The organism is Acinetobacter calcoaceticus (assembly GCF_900520355.1).
GTDB classification, from domain to species: domain Bacteria; phylum Pseudomonadota; class Gammaproteobacteria; order Pseudomonadales; family Moraxellaceae; genus Acinetobacter; species Acinetobacter calcoaceticus_C.
In genome coordinates, this window is the sequence record NZ_LS999521.1 from 3,906,580 (window position 1) to 3,924,365 (window position 17,786).

Here is a 17,786-nt window from a genome sequence, read left to right on the forward strand (position 1 = left end):
CTTAATTATAGAATAATGAGTAGCAGCTCATTTCATATATAAATCGGCATCTTGAATATATGTATTCTATAATCTTTTAGCTGTTCTTATCGCTAAGAATTACTGAGCAGTTGCAGAACCTGAAACTGAACCTGAAGCACCAGCATCAACTTGACCTGGTTGTGCCTGGCCAGAAACGCCAGCATCAACACCTACACCAGCTTCTACGCCAGATGGGCTAGCACTTGTTTGAGCAGAACCTGATGCATTTAAACCAGCTTCAGATGCACAACCAACAGCTGTAAAAGCAACACCAGCAAGTACTACAGAGATAAGACCTAATTTTTTCATAATCATTTTCCTTTCATTACGACAAACACTTAAATGCAAAGTTCATCTTCGCGCTGCCTATAATTCACAATTTTTTTTTCTGGCGTGCGTATCATTGGTTGTCTTTTGTAGTAATAGAAGTACAAATTGTGCAATTTTTTATTAAATTCACTTCCCTACCCTTACTCCTATCTTTTATATAAATGCTTGAGGCTAAGCTTTTGTTTAACTTTATCAATTTCTAATTTTTATACTGCCCTTTTTATTGGCTTAAAAAATTTCTCTTTATAGAAACGCAATATAAGGTACGTAGACTGTTACATAGATTTTTCGCTTAAAAAATCCTCTTTCCCATAAAAAAGCCGTGTATAGATCACGGCTTTTTTTTTAAAAATTTAAGATATATGGCTTTAAATTATGGCCATTGCATCTCGCCTTTTACAACTTTTGCACCTAACTCGAGGCTATCCACACTTTTTAAGGCTGGATATTGTTTTTGCATGAGCTGACTCAATTCACTAGCATTCTTACTTACTTTGGCTGCTTTCTCATAACTCTTGAGATAATCGATCGAAAAGTTAACTGCATTCAAACCTTGTGGAGCGCCCTCAACCATATGGGCAGGAACTACGGTTTGAGGTTGAAGAGCTTTGATACTTTCTAGAGATTGAATCACTTCAGCACGATCTTTAGTTTTAGGAGTATCTGCCATCCATAAATGGATACCTGAAGATACTGGAATACCGCCTACTACTGCTTTTGCAGAAGGAATCCACAAATAAGTAAGATCCTTTTTACCTTTAATTTCAATTGCTTCATTCTCAAGTTTTAAAGTTTTGGCAGTGTAAGCTTTAGGCACAATAATTTGGCTAGGTGCATTGGCACCCATTTGTGGTCCCCAATATTTCACTTTCAGTGCTTGAGTATCTTGAATATGTTTAACGGTTTCCGGAGTTGCAATGATTTGTACATTTGGAAAATATTGTTTAAATACATCTAATCCGAAATAGAAGTCTGGGTCACCATAACTTACGAAAATTGTTTTTAAAGTTTTACCACTATCAAGGATATCAGCCGCAATACGTAATGCTTCAGATTTTGAGAATTGCGCATTCACTAATAAAACTTCTTTATCACCTTCAATTAAAGTGGAAGTCACTCCAAAATGTTCTGGTTTAGCCAGAAAATTCTGGATTTTTAGATCCTGTGCAAAAGCTGAGGAAGCCATCGTTAAAGTTGTGGCAGTTGCTAGGGCTGAAGCAGTTAATTTAAAAAGTTTCATTGTGTATTCTCCAATTTCATAAAGAACACTTTAAATTGCAATTCCTGCAAGATAAATGCCCAAAATTAAGATAAACTGTTGCATATATTGTAATAATGATAAAGCATATGGATACTTTAAAAGCCATACAGGTCTTTGTTTCTATTGCTCAGCACGGCAATTTAACCAAAGCCGCCGAGCATCTTAATTATTCCCGTGCCATGGTTTCTCGCTATCTTGAACACCTAGAGCATACATTCTCAACTCGACTATTTCAGCGGAATACCCGAAAAATATCTCTCACTCCAGCCGGTGAAAAAGCCCTACTCTACTGCGAAAATATTTTACAACAACAACAACTTCTACAAGAGCTGGCAGCACCCGAACAACATAACGGTACGATTCGCTTTACCTGTGGTTTATTTTTATTTCAATTGGGTGTTGGGGAATGTATTCGTCAATTTAAAAAACAACATCCACATATTCAATTTGACGTATATCTTACTGAAAATACAATTGACTTGATTGATGCACAGGTCGATTTAGCCTTGCGTATAACGCAAAAAGTTGCAGATGGATTAATTGCGAGACCAGTCTGTCAGATCGAATCGATATTTTGTGCTCATCCAGACTATTTAAAAGAGCATAGTCCCCTCTCTCACCCAAGACAACTTATTCAATATGAATGTTTAACTCACCATAGCCAACATCAATTTTGGACACTTTTTGATGAAGAACAACAACCGCAGAATTATCCTTTAAACGTCACCTTTAAAAGTAATGATGTAAATGCTGTTTATGATATGTGTCTACATGCCCAAGGTGTGGCTATGTTGCCGTCACTATTAGTTAAAAAAGATTTAAAAGAAAAACGCTTAGTTCCTTTATTTAAAAACTTTTCAGCTCCGGAATTAAGTCTGTCAGTGGTATATGCATCGAGGCAACATTTACCCAAAATAACGCAGGAATTTATTGCTTTTATGATCGAAAATTTAGATTTTTACTTAAAACCGCAAAATTAAAAGTTTTAAATTGCCGTGTACGCTTGAATTTTTAGGCAATGCCCATACTTCATCCCTATTAATGAATTACAGCATATGCATGGCAGTTCAGATTTTACACAGTAAATACTGATGCCAAAAGGACTGTACATGTTTAAAAACCCATTTAAACGGAGATCATCAATGGCTAATGAGCAAAATGAGCAAGCTCAAGACATTCAACACGAGCAAGCAGAGCAATCTAATGAGCAAACTCAGGCTGAAGGTGGAGAGCAAGCAAACGACGTTACCGTTGAATCTTTACAAGCGCAAATCACTAAATTAGAAGAAAGTCTTAAACTTGAAAAAGCACGTACAGCAAATGCTGTTTACGAAGCACAAAAGAGTGTAGAGCGTATTCAACGTGAGTCAGAAAAGCATAAAGAAACTGTGCTTGAAAAATTTGCAAAAGAATTACTGGATTCTGTAGACAATCTAGAGCGCGCAATTCAAGCCGCTGGTGATGAAGAAACACCAGTACTTGAAGGTATTAAATTAACCTTGAAGTCACTGTTAACTGCGCTTGAAAAATTTGGCGTTGTAGAAGCTGACACTAAAAATGGTTTCAATGCAGATTTACATCAAGCAGTCGGTATTGATCCAAATGCTAAAGCGAATGAAATCGGTACTGTTTTACAAAAAGGCTATACCTTAAATGGCCGCTTATTGCGCCCTGCTATGGTTATGGTCGGTCAATAAGTAAATTTTTGAGAGTTTTTAGATTTTTTTTAGCTAAAATGCTTGAAAAAAATAGATTCACTCTCATATCGGATAACAAGCAAAAACATTGCAAAAGAATTTTTGAGGAAAACGTCACATGGCAAAAATTATTGGTATTGACTTAGGTACTACCAACTCATGCGTTGCTGTACTTGAAGGCGATAAAGTAAAAGTAATCGAAAACGCTGAAGGCACACGTACAACTCCATCGATCATCGCTTATAAAGATGGCGAGATCTTGGTTGGTCAAAGCGCTAAGCGTCAGGCAGTAACTAACCCGAAAAATACATTATTCGCTATTAAGCGTTTAATTGGTCGTCGTTATGAAGATCAAGCAGTACAAAAAGACATCGGCCTTGTACCTTATAAAATCATCAAAGCTGATAATGGTGATGCTTGGGTAGAAGTAAACGATAAAAAATTAGCACCTCAACAGATCTCTGCTGAAATCTTGAAAAAGATGAAGAAAACTGCAGAAGACTATTTAGGTGAAACAGTTACAGAAGCAGTTATTACTGTTCCTGCTTACTTTAATGATGCTCAACGTCAAGCAACTAAAGATGCGGGTAAAATTGCTGGCTTAGATGTTAAACGTATCATTAACGAACCAACTGCTGCTGCACTTGCGTTCGGTATGGACAAAAAAGAAGGTGACCGTAAAATTGCTGTTTACGACTTAGGTGGTGGTACTTTTGACGTATCAATCATTGAAATCGCAGATCTTGATGGCGACCAACAAATCGAAGTGTTATCAACAAATGGTGATACTTTCCTTGGTGGTGAAGACTTTGATAACGCTTTAATTGAATTCTTGGTTGAAGAATTTAAGAAAGAACAAAGTGTGAACTTGAAAAATGATCCACTTGCATTACAACGTTTGAAAGAAGCTGCTGAAAAAGCAAAAATCGAGCTTTCTTCATCGAATGCAACTGAAATCAACCTTCCATATATCACTGCTGATGCGACTGGTCCTAAACACTTAGTGATCAATGTAACACGTGCAAAACTCGAAGGTTTGGTTGCTGATTTAGTTGCTCGTACAATTGAGCCTTGTCGTATCGCGCTTAAAGATGCTGGTCTTTCGACTTCTGACATCTCTGACGTAATTTTAGTTGGTGGTCAGTCTCGTATGCCGCTTGTACAACAAAAAGTACAAGAATTCTTTGGTAAAGAGCCACGTAAAGACGTAAACCCTGATGAAGCAGTTGCAATTGGTGCTGCGATTCAAGGTGCGGTATTGTCTGGTGACAAAACTGACGTTCTTTTATTAGACGTAACACCATTAACTTTAGGTATTGAAACAATGGGTGGTGTATTAACACCAATCATTGAGAAAAACACGACGATTCCTGCGAAGAAATCACAAGTGTTCTCTACTGCTGCTGACAACCAGCCTGCTGTAGACATTTCTGTTTACCAAGGTGAACGTAAGATGGCTCAACAAAACAAATTGTTGGGTAACTTCCAATTAGGTGACATTCCACCTGCTCCACGTGGTGTGCCACAAATTGAAGTATCTTTCGACATCAATGCTGATGGTATCTTGAAAGTATCTGCTAAAGATAAGAGCACTGGTAAAGAGCAATCGATCCAGATTAAAGCAAACTCAGGTTTGTCTGATGCTGAAATCGAAGCAATGATTAAAGATGCTGAAGCGAATGCTGAAGAAGATCGTAAGTTTGAAGAACTTGCAAAAGCTCGTAACGAAGCTGATGCATTAATTTCAAGCTCGAACAAAGCAGTTAAAGATCTTGGTGATAAAGTTACTGAAGATGAAAAAACAGCTGTAAGTACTGCGGTTTCTGAACTTGAATTAGCAACCAAAGAAAATGATGTTGAAGATATCAAAGCTAAAACTGAAGCTTTACAAAACATCTTAATGCCTATCACTCAACGTGCTTATGAACAAGCACAGCAAGCTGGTGGTGCAGAAGGCTTTGATCCAAATGCATTCCAAGGTGGCGATGCAGGTCAACAAAAAGCTGATGATGGCGTTGTGGATGCAGAGTTTACTGAAGTTAAAGATGACAAAAAATAATTTGTTTCTTTAATAAAAAAACCGCGCTTAGGCGCGGTTTTTTTATTGGTTACAAAAAATAACAATAGCTTTTTTAAGTATATTTTTTAATTGTCTAATGTCAAAAAAGTCAATTATAAAAACTAATCTATTAATTATAAAAAAGATTTTATATAGTAAAATACATTGTTACTTATTCCATTAATTATTCCATTATTGCCAAGTGTAAAAACATCTTTTTCAATTTTTGTACCAAGATCACAAAGCTCGCCCACTCTCTTGTCTTTTTTATCATTTTGACGAAATTGATTAAGTAGCTAACAATAAGATTTATTTATATTTTTTATTTTGCCATGAAAAAATTTCTATGGTGGGGATTGAGCTTGTGTTTATGCATAGGCTTTCAAACGAAGATCTTTGCTCAAAGTAATCTACCAATGGGTTCATCTCATCAACCTTTGAAGTATCAAATTGCTTTTATTGACCCACGGTTTCAACTCACTAAAGAACAATTTATTGAAGTAAGCCAACAAGCTGCTGAAATCTGGCACAAAGAGACTGGAAAAACCTATTTTATTTATGATTCAGGAGCACAGTTATCAGTTAACTTAATTTATGATGATCATCAAATGATGAAAAGTGAGCAACAGGAAAATTTAAATACACTTTTGCAAAAGCAGGAACAATGGCGCATTAAAAATGAAGAGATTATCTTAAACAAACAAGAAATTGATCAGCTATCATCAGATTTAAACAAAAAAAAGATCAGTCTAAAAGCTGAGTTTGAACAATATCAACGAGAAGTGACACGCTTTAATCAAGGAGAACAACGATACTATCGTGCCGATGAGTTAAAAGAGCAGCAAAATCAACTACAGCAAAAATCTGGAAATCTGCAAAACGAATCAAATAATTTAAATATTAAAATTCAATTGCTTAATGCAAAAATTAAAGATCTAAATCAAGAGCAAAGTGATTTAACGACTTTAATGACACAATTTAAGCTAGAGCAAAAAGCCAGTATTCAGCCTTTTCATAAAGGCCTATTTAGTCAAAACCAAATTCAAATTTATGGTTATACTTCTTTAAATGATTTACGTTTGACCCTTGCTCATGAGTTTGGTCATGCTTTAGGATTAAAACATACTACTGATCCTAAATCTTTAATGTACCCGCGTTTAAAAGAGCAAGATATCCATAATTTCAAATTAACAGATTCAGATTTAGAGTTATTAGGCTCTATTTATAGTTCAATTAAGGAAAATCATTAAAGTTAAATGATTAAAAAAACTAAACAAAACCAAATATATTGAATTTTTTCTAAAAAATAATTTGGCATTTGGTAAAAAATAACGAGACTAAAGTCTCATTTATTTATTGAAATTGTATATTTTTTGATTGATTTTTCACTTTATATTCTTATAATACGTTTTTTTAAAATCTCCCCCCCATCAATTATGCGTTTAACATCTTTGTTACTAGGCGTAGCCTTTGCTTTTTCTAATTTTCAGGCTAATGCTAATCTTGCTACTCCCGCTCATACTCAAATCCAGCAAAAAACAGGTCAGCATCTGACTTATAAAATTGCTGAAATTGATCCACGTTTTGGTTTAAGCCAAGATCAATTGATTCAAATTAGCCAACAAGCTGCGGATATTTGGAAACAAGGCACTGGTCAGGATTATTTTACTTATGATCCAAATGCAAAGTTAGAAATTCGTCTAGTTTATGATAATGGCCAAAGTCGTTCTGAACAGCGTCAAAAAATTGCAGCTCAGTTTCAACAAGAACAGCAACGTGTAATTGATGAACAGCAAAAAATTAAGCAATTGAAACAAACACTTGGTCAAACTCAATCTGACCTTGAAAATAAAAAGCAGATTTTGAATGGCAAATTGAAAAATCTTGACCAGCAAATGATGCAGCTTAACCAAGGTAAATTAGCGCCTGAATATAGTGCTAAATCTTTGGTTAAAACTCAGCAAGATTTGCAAAAGCAAACTGTTGCTTTAAAGAAAGAAATTGCTGCATATAATGAGCAAGCTAAAGATTTAAATACTAAAGTTACTCACTTTAATCAGATTAATAATGAGTTTAATGATTCATTAAACCAATTTAAGCAAAATGCTCAAGCGGATGTCTTTAAAAAAGGTATCTATAACGGCAAACAAATTGTGATTTACGAGTTTAAGTCTATTGATGATTTGCGTTTAACGATTGCTCATGAGTTAGGACATGCGCTTGGTTTAAAACACAGTGATCAACCAAATGCATTGATGTACTCAGTTCGTAAAGATGGTGACAAAAAAATCACTGGTCTTACCGATGCTGATCGCGATCTATTGAGTACTTTACCTCAATAATTAAGAACTTGATATAAAATGATGTATCTATTTCTAAATAGATACATCGAAATTCATGTCAAAGTCATGTTATTGTGGTCATCAAAGCTAACGAAAATAGAATGGAGATGAAGATGAGTTACTATCATATCCTGATTGAAGTAAATGATCATATCAGTACAATTGAACAAACACGTGATATTGAACTGTTTGATATTATTGAAATTAAACCGTACCTTCATTCTATTCTAATCCCCTTTTTCAATGAGCATGAAATCGAGCTTGAAGATGAAAATATTGAATATAAAGATATTCTACATCTTGAAGTAAAACAGACTCTGTTACCGATTGAACATTTAATTGAAGAAGAACAAAAGCAATTACCAAGTGATACAGATGTTACGATCACTGCGTATGAAATCTTTAATGATCGAGATTTAAGCCAAGATGTCACTTCAGTTATTTTTGATATTTTGGAAGCGGTTAAATTAGATTAGCAATCTTATAAAAATATTTATAAAAAAGGTCTGCATGTGCAGACCTTTTTATTATTTTCATTTTATTGCATCATTTTTTGGGCTTGTTCTTGACGGAATGCGCGTAAGATTTGTTGCCCAGCCCGTCCTGTTGGATTTAAACCTAAACGAGTTTGCTCCTGACGAATAGCTACACGGGTTTTATCCCCAATAAGGCCATCAACCGCGCCAATATCATAGCCACGATTAATCAAAAATTGTTGAATTTCACGACGTTCCATACGTGAAGTTCCTGGATCATCAGTTGGCCAAGATGTTGCAAAAGGACGAGCGCCTTTTAAACGATCAGATAGATGAGCAATTGCAAGACCATAACTTTCAGCAGCGTTATAACTATAGATAGCATCAAAATTCTTAAATACTAAAAATACTGGACCATTTACACCTGCTGGTGCCATTAAACCTGCCGAAGTACTGCTAGATAAAGCGCCTTGAACAAGTGGAGAGCCGTCAATTCGAGTAACGCCTCTTGCACTCCAGCTACTTAAAGCTTTCTTTGAGCGTCGCCCTTCTCCATCAATTGACATACCTTGGGGAACTTTTACTTCAAAACCCCATGGCATTCCTGCTTGCCAGCCCGCTTTATTTAAGAAATTCGCTGTTGAAGCCAGTGCATCAGCTGTACTAGACACCAAGTCTCGACGACCATCTCCATCAAAATCAACAGCTAAACGTTCATAGGTCGATGGCATAAATTGCGTATGTCCAAATGCCCCAGCCCATGAACCTTTCAGTTGATCTTCGGTTAAGTCACCACGCTGTAAAATACGCATGGTGGCAAAAAATTCAGTACGGAAATAACTTTGTCGGCGGCCTTCACAACTTAAAGTTCCGAGTGCCTGTAATAAAGGATATTTTCCAGAAATATCACCAAAATTACTTTCCACACCCCACACTGCCACAATTGTTTCTGGTGGTACGCCGTAGGTTTGAGAAGCACGATTTAAAACATCACGATATTGCGCCAGTTTTTGTTTTCCAAGCTCAACACGCTCTTCGTCGACTAACCCAGAAAGATAATCCCAAATTGGTGTCGAAAATTCTGGTTGATAATTTAATTTATCAATAACCGAATAATCTGGAGTTAAGTTTTGAGTATAACGATCATAAGACGCCCCCGAGACTCCGGCAGCAATCGCTTGAGAGCGTAAATTTGCCAAACAACTTTGGAAATTATTATTAGGCGTATAATTTTCGTTAGTCACTGCCGGAACAGTGGCACTGCTAGATATTGTAGAACCATTAATTACGAGCTCTGCTTGAGCCTGAGTCATTGCTAAAAATACAGAGCCAACAATACAAGAAAAACGTCGCATATTATCCCAGTTTCAATTTTTGAATTTAAATTTTTAAGTACCATACCATTATGAGTCTAAAATTTCAGAGAGAAAACGTAAATTTGAATTCATAATCTCTTCTTTAAATTCATTTCTATTGTTTTAAATTCAAATTCCTTACGTTGTTTTTGAATTTAAAACCTCTGCAATGCGCATCACCAGTTTTGAATTCAAAATAATAGCGCATAGTTTAAATTCAAAAAACTTATTTTAAATTTAAACTATAAAACAAGTGTTTCTGTGGATAAACTTATCCACAATCAAGCAAAAATGCCCCTATTTATTGATTCTATTCTATATTCCATCATTTCTTAAACATAGAAAAGTCATTCAAATGAACAATCGGTATTTTTAAATTCAAAAGTTAGCCCATGTTTTAAATTCAAACCTGCCACGTTATTTTGAATTTAAAACATTTCAACAAACATCATTCGTTTTGAATTCAAAATAACGTGACCCTAACGTCTGTTATAAATTAAACCCTCTTGTGGATAACTAACTTTAAATTCAAAAAATGTAAAAAACTTGTCTTCACTTTTTTAAATTTAAAAACACTATCAATATTTAAATTCAAAAATTCACGTAAAAAGTTATCCACACCTAAAAATGCTCATGATTTATTATTTTTTTAAATTTAAAAGACGAAAAAAGCGATCCGAAGACCGCTTTTTAGCAAATTAAAATTACTTTAGAGAGTCATATTTTCTGTTAGAGCGAGTGGTTCTGGCAAAATTTTTGCCAATTGACGGCATAACGTCGTCAATTCATTACTATCCAAAGGCATTAAAGTGATATGACCTAACTTACGGCCAGCACGTTCTGACTTGTTATAAAGGTGTAGATGAGCACCATTTAAGGCAAGTACATCTTCAGTTTTAGGATGCTGACCAATAATATTGATCATGACCGTTGGACGAACAACGTCTGTTGAACCTAATGGAAGACCAGCAACAGCTCGAATATGGTTTTCAAACTGAGAACAAACAGCGCCTTCAATTGACCAGTGGCCTGAGTTATGCACACGCGGTGCCATCTCATTTGCACATAAACCTTGCTCTGTCACAAACAGCTCTAGAGTCAACACACCAACATAGTTGAGGTGATTCAACAAGCGTGTAATGTAGTCTTGAGCAACAGGCTGTAAAGCTTCACTATTCGGTGCTGGAACAATTGAATGCGATAAAATGCCATTATGGTGGTGATTTTCAGCCAATGGCCAAGTTTTTACTTCACCATTTTGGCCGCGCACCGCAATAATTGAAACTTCGCGAGAGAATTTAACAAAGCTTTCGGCAACTAGGCTCTGTGCAGGACCAAGTTCAGCCCACGCGGTGTCAATCTGGTCTTCTGAACGAAGTACAAACTGACCTTTACCATCATATCCACCAGTTGCAGTCTTGAGCACAATCGGCAAGCCAAGCTCAGCAACAGCCTTTTTCAAACTTTCTAAGCTATCTACAGCACGATACGGCGCAACAGGAATAGTAAGTTCATCAAATAATGCTTTTTCTGATAAACGATTTTGCGCAGTCGCTAAAGCAACACGGGGAGGGTGCAATGCCTTAGTTTTTGTTAAAACATCAACATCTTCCACGGGGGTGTTTTCAAACTCAAGACTGTAAACATCAGCACTTTCAATAAACTGCTTTAAACCTTGCTCATCTTGACTAGAAAAGACTTGGCCTAAAACACCTGCTGGACAATCTGTATTTGCTTCAAAAAAAGTACATTGAATATTTAATGGTAACGCCGCTTGAGCCATCATTCGACCCAGTTGCCCACCACCAAAAATACCGATAGTTTTATCCATCTCAGCCTCTTACACCTGACCCGGAATATTTTTGCTTGCAACTTTATCAGTTTGCGCAGCACGGAAATCAGCAACATTTTTTGCGATTTCAGGACGAGTTAAACCTAAGATTTGTGCCGCCATAATTGCAGCATTCGTCGCACCAGCTGGACCAATCGCTAAAGTACCCACTGCAATACCAGCTGGCATTTGTACGATTGAAAGCAAAGAATCTACGCCATTTAAAATTGATGATTTAACTGGTACACCTAAAACAGGTAAATCAGTTTTTGCGGCACACATTCCAGGTAAATGCGCTGCACCGCCTGCACCAGCAATAATCACTTGAATACCACGATCACGCGCAGTTTCTGCATATTCAAATAAACGATCTGGAGTACGATGAGCAGATACCACTTCCGCTTCAAATGGGACACCAAGCTGTTTAAGCATATTGGCTGTGTTTTCGAGAGTTGCCCAATCAGATTGAGAACCCATAATAATTCCAACGAGAGGTTGAGCGTCTTGTGCTGCGGCCGCATTCATTGCTAATGTTCCAGAGACAAAAGTAAAAGAAGATAAATCTCGACGAGAGCCAAGTTTTAAATGGTTCGGAAGCCCATTATTATAGACTGATTTTTCATCTCACGAAAATTTAACTGACCAGCTCTGCGAATATTTTTAATCTCATAAAAAAATGTCATGGTTTAACAGTGACACATTCTCAAATTTTATTAATATTATTTAAATATCCTGCAAAATAATCAGGTATTTGGAAAAGTAATCGCTTGTATAGAATCAATTATTCAATACAAGCTATTGCAAATTATTGGCTTCTAAATACGAAATAAACACAGCCAAATAGACATAACATCGCCCACAAGTAATCTAGTTTAAATGGTTGTTTAAACAAGAAAATCATAAACGGTACGAACACAATCAGCGTAACCACTTCCTGTGTGATCTTCATTTCACCGAGTAACCAACCTTGTGCACTCAGCATACGAGTAGCAGGAATCATAAAACTGTATTCAAGCAAGGCAATAATCCAACCGAATAAAATCGCTTGCCAGAGTGGAGCATGGTGCAAAAATTTAAGGTGCCCATACCATGCAAGTGTCATAAAACAGTTAGAAATAACTAATAACGCAAACGCTAAAACCGTTGGGCTCAAAGGCACATCCCTCATCATCACGATGATTTAAGTATTATTAAAGATACAAAACATTATAAAAGATAAAACTGTAATTCAGCTTAAATACAAAAAATAAAGCTGTACTTTTATAAGGGCCTCAAACACATAGAACAACAACGATTTTTGACTATCTTTTCCCGTTTAGCCTTGCTATCGTTGCTGCCAAATTTATCAATAATGAACGCGCAGACACTTGACGTGCTGTGTATAGAAGCAGTGGAGAAAGCGAGCAATGCATCTGCATATCTTGGGTATTTGTGGCACTTTTATGGGCTCTTTAGCGCTTTTAGCTCGTGATTTAGGGCATAAGGTAACCGGTTCGGATTTAAACGTTTACCCGCCAATGTCTACCCAGTTAGAAAATGCAGGCATTACACTCATGCAAGGCTATGACCGTAGCCATTTACAACCACATCCAGATTTAGTGATTGTCGGAAATGCCATGAAACGTGGTATTGATGCTGTAGAATATATGCTTAATGAAGGTCTACCATATATTTCTGGTCCACAGTTCCTTGCCGATCATGTTCTACAAGGCAAGCATGTACTTGGTGTAGCGGGTACTCATGGTAAAACCACGACTACGACTATGCTTGCTTGGGTACTTGATCAAGCTGGTTTAAATCCAGGCTTTTTAATTGGCGGCGTTCCACTGGGCTTTAGTGAAAGCGCTCGTTTAGGCGGTGGCAAATACTTCTGCGTTGAAGCCGATGAATATGACTCAGCTTTCTTTGATAAGCGCTCTAAGTTTGTTCATTATCACCCAAAAACGGCGATTTTAAACAACCTAGAATTCGACCATGCCGATATTTTTGATGACTTAGCGGCTATTCAAAAGCAATTCCATCACCTTGTGCGTACCATTCCAAGTGAAGGCCGCATTATTGCACCAATTACTGAAACACACATTGACGAAGTGCTTGAAATGGGCTGTTGGACACCAGTGATTCGTACAAGTCTAGAAACGAATGAAAAAGCTGCTCTGTCTGCCGAATTAATTTCAATTGATGGCAGCCATTTTAAAGTACTCGAAAATGGCAATGTCGTTGGCGAAGTGAAATGGAGTATGACAGGGCAACATAGTGTAGCTAATGCTTTAGCAACGATTGCAGCTGCTCAGCATGTCGGTGTTGCGCTTGAAAAGGCTTGTGAAGCTTTGTCTAACTTTGGTGGTGTGAAACGTCGTATGGAGTTGCTTGGCACAGTCAATAGTATTGAGGTTTATGATGACTTTGCTCACCATCCAACTGCAATTGACACGACTTTAGATGGCGCACGTAAACGTTTAGGCGAACGCCGTTTATGGGCCATTATCGAACCACGTTCAAACACCATGCGTATGGGAAGCCATAAAGATGGCTTAGCACACTCAGCACGCTTAGCAGACGAAGTCATTTGGTATCAGCCAGAAGGTTTAGATTGGGATTTACAACCCGTGATTGAAGCTGCGTCTAATCATGCTCAAGTTAGCCGTTCACTTGATGAAATTATTGAACGTGTTGTCAATGAAGCAGGTGAGGGCGATGCTGTTGTGATCATGTCTAATGGTGGCTTTGGTGGATTACATCAAAAATTAATGAATGCATTAAAAGCAAAAGCTGCTTAACTTGGCTTTAGATAATTCAATAAAAAAACGGGTTTCAAATGGAAACCCGTTTTTTATTCAGCCGTTTTAAACCTTCTCTGGTTCTATATTGGCTATAAATTTATTAGAAACCATTAAACGTAAACTATAGACAATACCCATCGCAAAAACGCTATATCCCACGTTATTACAAATAAACGGAATACATAAAATGATAAGAGCCGTAATAGGGTAAAACCATTTGCTGATTCCCGCTAAACATTCAAATTCGTATAGTACCCAAATACAGGTGGTATAGAGCACTACACTCACCGCAACAACTATTCCCATATATAAATCGGAAATATGGGCATGATGAGTAGTGACATCCACTGCCGCTGCAAGCGCAGCGCCCACCGTAGCAATACTCACAAAAACAAAGTAATGACCATACCCCCATACAAACGGGCGCACACCTTTCAAATGGTGATGCTGTTCACTACGGTCAAAATAAGCCCACCACATCGCGAACATAAGCATCAATCCACCGATCATTAAAAAAACGGCAGGAATATTAATAGATTGAGCAGTCAGCGCATCGCGGATTGCATTAAAGCTACCAATAATTGATTCACCCAACACAATAATCGTAAGCAGGGCATAACGCTCTACAATATGATGTGGATGCCACGGCGTAGGTGAATATTTTTCTGCATAGTAGGGAACAAATAGCTCCATAGCAGCTAAAAATAAAAATAAAGGGGCCGAAAGTACATGGGTAAAATTGGCAACTAACCAACCAACCTGTACCAGTACAATCCCTATTGCATAACGATAAGCCGTAATACGTCGAGCAGGATCGTATTTTGCTGCACGCAACCACTGGGTCACTAATGCCATTCGCATGATGACATAACCAATGATCATTACATCAAAATCCTGACTATGAAATACATCAGGAATGCCTGCTGCCATCACCAATGAACCTGCAATTTGCACAAAAGTGAGGCATCGATACAACGCATCGTCGTTATCGTAAGCCGAAGCAAACCATGAAAAGTTCATCCATGCCCACCATAGCGCGAAAAATACCATCAGGTAACTTGGTAACGCATGCCATAGGTGATTTTCAATAATGGCGTGGTGTAACTGCTGACCAGCTGTTGCAATTGCTACCACAAAAATTAAATCGAACAATAATTCGAGGGGAGTCGCTGCTCTATGCGGCTGTTCTGGATCTCTTGGAGATAAAGGCCTCAAACTTAATTTTTTCTGTTTTTCTTGAGTAGTCATAAAATAACGTTCTCGAATAAAATGCCAACACGTTAGCACTTTAATATTAACGCCCAGATCACGCATTAAAAATTATCTAGATTTGCTGTTTAATCTTTACTCGCAAACAAACGATATTTCATTTTTGTGACAATTCTTTATCAAGATATTCAACTGAATTCTTTATGATAGCTCACGTTTTTGTTCTTGTTTGGAATATGAATGTCTTTAGAAACACTCAACCTTAGCTTATTCCATGTCATTAATGGTGCTCAGGATGCGAGTCAATTTATCATTCGTCTTGCTATCTTTTTTGCTAATGATCTCCTGTATATCCTTTTATTCATTCTTACTTTTTTATGGTTCTATGGCGACCAAGATTTAAAAAATAGGGTCGTTAAATCTGTCTTTTTAACATGTGTCTCGCTTTTAGTAGGATACGTTATTTCTCTGTTTTACCATCATTCACGGCCGTTTGTGATGGGTGTTGGTACCACTTTTATCGAACATGCACCAACGGCATCTTTTCCAAGTAATCATATGCTGATTTTCAGCACCATAGCTCTGTCTTATTTATTTGCTCAGCGCAAACTGATTGGAATAATTTTTCTTTTCTTGTCATTTTTCGTGGCATGGTCGCGTATTTATCTTGGTGTGCATTTCCCTTTAGATATGTTGGGTGCTTTTATTGTTGCTCTGTTGGTCAATACAGCGGGTTATTACTTCTGGAATGCTTACGGCACACGCATAACTGCATTTTTTATTCATCTCTACAAAATCATATGCAAACCGCTTTTAGATCGGGGTTTAATTAAATAGCTTCTAAATCCATTGTTGTGTTAAAAAACACGAAATTAAGTTCAGTTGCGTAATCCTAAAAAATCTGCCATTCTATGCGTAGTTGGATATGTTTTATCCAAAACAGAATTTAGTTTGACAAGGGGAGTAGCCTCCTCCAAACATAGCAGCAATGTTATGTGTCAGATATCGTCAATACACTTTTATTAAAAAGTCGGTATCTGAGCATCATGAAATTCATGATGTAGGCAAGACCTTGATCATGTTGGTACAGATGTTTAATTCATCTGGCAACGGGTCAAGGTTTTTTTATGCCCAATTGCCGGATGTGGAGGTTTTATGGAATCGATCGGCAATTTATGGCTGTATATAGCGTTCTTTGGCATTGTCATCGTAATGCTCCTGATTGACTTTTTAGGCTTTAAGCAAAAGCAAGGTCAGGATGTTTCAATTAAGCAAGCAGCTTACTGGAGTGTGGCGTGGGTGAGTGTCGCGGCATTATTTGGTGGTGGTTTATGGTTGTATCTACAGCAAACTGCTGGTGTGACCTTAGCAAACCAAAAAACCATGGAATACTTTGCAGGTTACTTACTTGAAAAGTCACTCGCGATTGACAACGTTTTCGTCTGGTTAATGATTTTCGCAGCTTTTGCTATTCCACCTGCGCTACAACGTAAAATTTTGCTCTACGGCGTATTAGGTGCAATTGTACTTCGTACTCTCTTTATTTTTATTGGTGCATGGTTCGTTCAAGAGTTTTCTTGGGTGCTTTATATCTTTGGTGCGTTCTTGGTCTACACAGGCTTTAAGTTCTTAAAAGGTCAAGAAGAAGAAACCAATATTGAAGACATCAAAGTTCTAAAATGGTTACGTAACCACATGCGTATTACGCCACAGCTTGAAGGTGACAAGTTCTTTGTTCGTCAGAATGGTTTATTGTGGGCAACGCCGTTATTTTTAGTTTTAATTTTGGTTGAAGCGTCTGACGTCATTTTCGCAGTCGACTCTATTCCTGCTATTTTCGCGGTAACCAGCGATCCGTTTATTGTTCTAACAGCGAACTTAATGGCAATTTTAGGTTTACGTGCAATGTTCTTCTTACTTGCTGGCGCTGCAACTAAACTACATTACTTGCCATACGGTTTAGGCATCATCTTATTGTTCATTGGTGCAAAAATGTTGTTGCTTGATGTATTCCATATGCCAATCTGGATCTCGTTATGCTTTATCGTATTGGTGTTAGCAATTACTGCTTATCTATCATTACGACACAACAAAAAGCAGTTGCAGTCTTAATTCATCATATCAAGGCATCTACAGATGAGATGCCTTGATATTCAAATTTTCAAAGTAGGCTGTATTTAAAAATACAGAAATATTATATATCCGCCTAAAAGTGCTTTTTATTGTGGCTTCTTCGCAATTAATGAGTGTCATTTAAGTGCATTGCCAACAATCACCTTAATTTTTTAAACATAGACTATAACGAATACTCAAAAATAGAACCCTTTAATCTTTTGTATTTTAAAAATTTTATTCTCTTTTTCTTTATTAAAAATCTATATTGGCAAGCTCTTTGCATCTCCTAAAAAGAAAAAAGCCTAGA

At 37.1% G+C, this 17,786-nt stretch carries 16 protein-coding genes; 9 read left to right on the top strand and 7 right to left on the bottom strand.

What is annotated here, in order from left to right:
• Positions 1 to 99: 99 nt before the first annotated feature.
• Positions 100 to 330: a hypothetical protein gene (locus AC2117_RS18690; RefSeq protein WP_004640301.1), complete on the bottom strand. Its 231-nt coding sequence runs from the start codon at positions 328 to 330 to the stop codon at positions 100 to 102.
• A gap of 394 nt (positions 331 to 724) precedes the next feature.
• Complete coding sequence (locus tag AC2117_RS18695; protein ID WP_133976070.1) at positions 725 to 1,591, bottom strand: MBL fold metallo-hydrolase; 867 nt, start codon at positions 1,589 to 1,591, stop codon at positions 725 to 727.
• 107 nt (positions 1,592 to 1,698) lie between these two features.
• Here AC2117_RS18695 and AC2117_RS18700 point away from each other — a divergent pair, with 107 nt between their 5' ends.
• The 6 genes from AC2117_RS18700 to AC2117_RS18725 all read left to right on the top strand — a co-directional run bounded on the left by AC2117_RS18700 (position 1,699) and on the right by AC2117_RS18725 (position 8,186).
• Positions 1,699 to 2,592, top strand: a complete 894-nt coding sequence (locus AC2117_RS18700; RefSeq protein ID WP_227549214.1) for a LysR family transcriptional regulator — start codon at positions 1,699 to 1,701, stop codon at positions 2,590 to 2,592.
• A 162-nt stretch (positions 2,593 to 2,754) separates the two neighbouring features.
• The gene (grpE, locus tag AC2117_RS18705; RefSeq protein WP_133976072.1) at positions 2,755 to 3,309 is read left to right on the top strand and encodes a nucleotide exchange factor GrpE; all 555 of its coding nucleotides are present in this window, start codon (positions 2,755 to 2,757) and stop codon (positions 3,307 to 3,309) included.
• Positions 3,310 to 3,427: 118 nt separating this feature from the next.
• A complete protein-coding gene (gene dnaK / locus AC2117_RS18710; RefSeq protein WP_003656004.1) occupies positions 3,428 to 5,368 on the top strand; it encodes a molecular chaperone DnaK in 1,941 nt (646 codons plus the stop codon).
• Between the two features lie 332 nt (positions 5,369 to 5,700).
• Positions 5,701 to 6,618: a matrixin family metalloprotease gene (locus tag AC2117_RS18715; RefSeq protein ID WP_133976074.1), complete on the top strand. Its 918-nt coding sequence runs from the start codon at positions 5,701 to 5,703 to the stop codon at positions 6,616 to 6,618.
• Between the two features lie 78 nt (positions 6,619 to 6,696).
• Positions 6,697 to 7,710 (top strand): M57 family metalloprotease, encoded by a 1,014-nt coding sequence (locus AC2117_RS18720; RefSeq protein ID WP_319923182.1) that lies wholly within the window; start codon positions 6,697 to 6,699, stop codon positions 7,708 to 7,710.
• Between the two features lie 101 nt (positions 7,711 to 7,811).
• Positions 7,812 to 8,186 (top strand): hypothetical protein, encoded by a 375-nt coding sequence (locus tag AC2117_RS18725; RefSeq protein ID WP_080645631.1) that lies wholly within the window; start codon positions 7,812 to 7,814, stop codon positions 8,184 to 8,186.
• A 62-nt stretch (positions 8,187 to 8,248) separates the two neighbouring features.
• Here AC2117_RS18725 and AC2117_RS18730 read toward each other — a convergent pair whose 3' ends face one another.
• From AC2117_RS18730 to AC2117_RS18745, 4 genes are all read right to left on the bottom strand, one after another.
• A complete protein-coding gene (locus AC2117_RS18730; RefSeq protein ID WP_197730956.1) occupies positions 8,249 to 9,541 on the bottom strand; it encodes a lytic murein transglycosylase in 1,293 nt (430 codons plus the stop codon).
• Between the two features lie 709 nt (positions 9,542 to 10,250).
• Positions 10,251 to 11,372, bottom strand: a complete 1,122-nt coding sequence (locus AC2117_RS18735; protein WP_133976077.1) for a 5-(carboxyamino)imidazole ribonucleotide synthase — start codon at positions 11,370 to 11,372, stop codon at positions 10,251 to 10,253.
• A 9-nt stretch (positions 11,373 to 11,381) separates the two neighbouring features.
• Complete coding sequence (purE, locus tag AC2117_RS18740) at positions 11,382 to 11,897, bottom strand: 5-(carboxyamino)imidazole ribonucleotide mutase (RefSeq protein WP_002115451.1); 516 nt, start codon at positions 11,895 to 11,897, stop codon at positions 11,382 to 11,384.
• Between the two features lie 280 nt (positions 11,898 to 12,177).
• Positions 12,178 to 12,540, bottom strand: a complete 363-nt coding sequence (locus AC2117_RS18745) for a DMT family protein (RefSeq protein WP_133976438.1) — start codon at positions 12,538 to 12,540, stop codon at positions 12,178 to 12,180.
• A gap of 238 nt (positions 12,541 to 12,778) precedes the next feature.
• On the opposite strand from AC2117_RS18745, the gene mpl reads away from it, so the two are divergent.
• The gene (mpl, locus tag AC2117_RS18750; protein WP_133976079.1) at positions 12,779 to 14,152 is read left to right on the top strand and encodes a UDP-N-acetylmuramate:L-alanyl-gamma-D-glutamyl-meso-diaminopimelate ligase; all 1,374 of its coding nucleotides are present in this window, start codon (positions 12,779 to 12,781) and stop codon (positions 14,150 to 14,152) included.
• Between the two features lie 66 nt (positions 14,153 to 14,218).
• Here mpl and AC2117_RS18755 read toward each other — a convergent pair whose 3' ends face one another.
• Positions 14,219 to 15,469 carry a low temperature requirement protein A gene (locus AC2117_RS18755; protein WP_133976081.1) on the bottom strand — a complete coding sequence of 417 codons (1,251 nt, stop codon included), beginning with the start codon at positions 15,467 to 15,469 and terminating at the stop codon, positions 14,219 to 14,221.
• 135 nt (positions 15,470 to 15,604) lie between these two features.
• On the opposite strand from AC2117_RS18755, the gene AC2117_RS18760 reads away from it, so the two are divergent.
• Both AC2117_RS18760 and AC2117_RS18765 read left to right on the top strand, forming a co-directional pair.
• Positions 15,605 to 16,201: an undecaprenyl-diphosphatase gene (locus tag AC2117_RS18760; RefSeq protein WP_133976083.1), complete on the top strand. Its 597-nt coding sequence runs from the start codon at positions 15,605 to 15,607 to the stop codon at positions 16,199 to 16,201.
• Positions 16,202 to 16,519: 318 nt separating this feature from the next.
• Positions 16,520 to 17,476, top strand: a complete 957-nt coding sequence (locus tag AC2117_RS18765; RefSeq protein WP_133976085.1) for a TerC family protein — start codon at positions 16,520 to 16,522, stop codon at positions 17,474 to 17,476.
• Positions 17,477 to 17,786: the final 310 nt, after the last annotated feature.

What these genes read in the sequence shown, in the direction of transcription:
- AC2117_RS18690 (WP_004640301.1), bottom strand. Translation starts at nt 330, where the DNA reads ATGAAAAAATTAGGTCTTATCTCTGTAGTACTTGCTGGTGTTGCTTTT.
- AC2117_RS18695 (WP_133976070.1), bottom strand. Translation starts at nt 1,591, where the DNA reads ATGAAACTTTTTAAATTAACTGCTTCAGCCCTAGCAACTGCCACAACT.
- AC2117_RS18700 (WP_227549214.1), top strand. Translation starts at nt 1,699, where the DNA reads ATGGATACTTTAAAAGCCATACAGGTCTTTGTTTCTATTGCTCAGCAC.
- grpE (WP_133976072.1), top strand. Translation starts at nt 2,755, where the DNA reads ATGGCTAATGAGCAAAATGAGCAAGCTCAAGACATTCAACACGAGCAA.
- dnaK (WP_003656004.1), top strand. Translation starts at nt 3,428, where the DNA reads ATGGCAAAAATTATTGGTATTGACTTAGGTACTACCAACTCATGCGTT.
- AC2117_RS18715 (WP_133976074.1), top strand. Translation starts at nt 5,701, where the DNA reads ATGAAAAAATTTCTATGGTGGGGATTGAGCTTGTGTTTATGCATAGGC.
- AC2117_RS18725 (WP_080645631.1), top strand. Translation starts at nt 7,812, where the DNA reads ATGGAGATGAAGATGAGTTACTATCATATCCTGATTGAAGTAAATGAT.
- AC2117_RS18730 (WP_197730956.1), bottom strand. Translation starts at nt 9,541, where the DNA reads ATGCGACGTTTTTCTTGTATTGTTGGCTCTGTATTTTTAGCAATGACT.
- AC2117_RS18735 (WP_133976077.1), bottom strand. Translation starts at nt 11,372, where the DNA reads ATGGATAAAACTATCGGTATTTTTGGTGGTGGGCAACTGGGTCGAATG.
- purE (WP_002115451.1), bottom strand. Translation starts at nt 11,897, where the DNA reads ATGAATGCGGCCGCAGCACAAGACGCTCAACCTCTCGTTGGAATTATT.
- AC2117_RS18745 (WP_133976438.1), bottom strand. Translation starts at nt 12,540, where the DNA reads ATGAGGGATGTGCCTTTGAGCCCAACGGTTTTAGCGTTTGCGTTATTA.
- mpl (WP_133976079.1), top strand. Translation starts at nt 12,779, where the DNA reads ATGCATCTGCATATCTTGGGTATTTGTGGCACTTTTATGGGCTCTTTA.
- AC2117_RS18755 (WP_133976081.1), bottom strand. Translation starts at nt 15,469, where the DNA reads ATGCGTGATCTGGGCGTTAATATTAAAGTGCTAACGTGTTGGCATTTT.
- AC2117_RS18760 (WP_133976083.1), top strand. Translation starts at nt 15,605, where the DNA reads ATGTCTTTAGAAACACTCAACCTTAGCTTATTCCATGTCATTAATGGT.
- AC2117_RS18765 (WP_133976085.1), top strand. Translation starts at nt 16,520, where the DNA reads ATGGAATCGATCGGCAATTTATGGCTGTATATAGCGTTCTTTGGCATT.